Source organism: Vibrio sp. 811, from assembly GCF_033339195.1.
Map to the genome: position 1 here is coordinate 1 of NZ_JAWOUB010000319.1, position 762 is coordinate 762.

1 protein-coding gene is annotated in these 762 nt (G+C 48.3%); it reads right to left on the reverse strand.

Annotation, left to right across the window (positions count from 1 at the left end):
* The coding region (locus tag R7Q46_RS26605; RefSeq protein WP_318078144.1) for an AI-2E family transporter at nt 1-728 on the reverse strand (728 nt) is incomplete at its 3' end.
* Nucleotides 729-762 lie beyond the last annotated feature (34 nt).

Consider the following 762-nt stretch of genomic DNA (forward strand, 5'->3'; position numbering starts at 1 on the left):
TTCAGCAACAGATATGTCGATACCACTGTCAGCATAAAACTGACCGAATCTAACTGCAGATACGCGACAAAACCAAAGCTCACCATCGAAATCACTGGTCCCAAATACGGCGCGAAATTCATTACCCCAGCAAACGCCCCCCATAGAAATGGGTCTTCAAGGCCGAGGAAAAAAAACACCAATCCTACACACAAGCCTAAACCCGCATTGACCAAAGTAATGGTGCCGATGTAGCGCGATAAATCTTTCTGCAGAGCCTGCACCAACTCCACCGCCTGACGTTGTTTCGAAAAACCACGCAAACGCGATACCGATTTACGAAACAGACTTCGACCATGATTAAGCATGAAATACACCATAAACAGCACAATCATCGCCTGAGTTAACAGCGTTGGTGTGGTGGTCGCGAGCGCTTTCAGCAGAGAAAACACCGTGTTGTTGCCCATCTCGTCAATGTTCATGTCACTGGCAAGCTCAAGCGGCGCGTTCATGTGCTCTGACGACGCTTTGGTCACTTCATTCACTTCCTGCGAAACGTTTTGGACGATGCTTGGCAACTCAGCCCACCATTGTTTCGCGGGTTCTGATATCGCCGCTAAACCGAGTATTGAAACACTCACCAATAACGTCAACGTCACCACCACAGTTATCGTGCGTGGCAGGCCTTTATCTTCAAAATAATTGATCAACGGGCTAAACAGCAGTGCCACGAACGTACTTATCACCATAGGTAACAGCACCGGTTTGGCGAAGTAGAGTGCA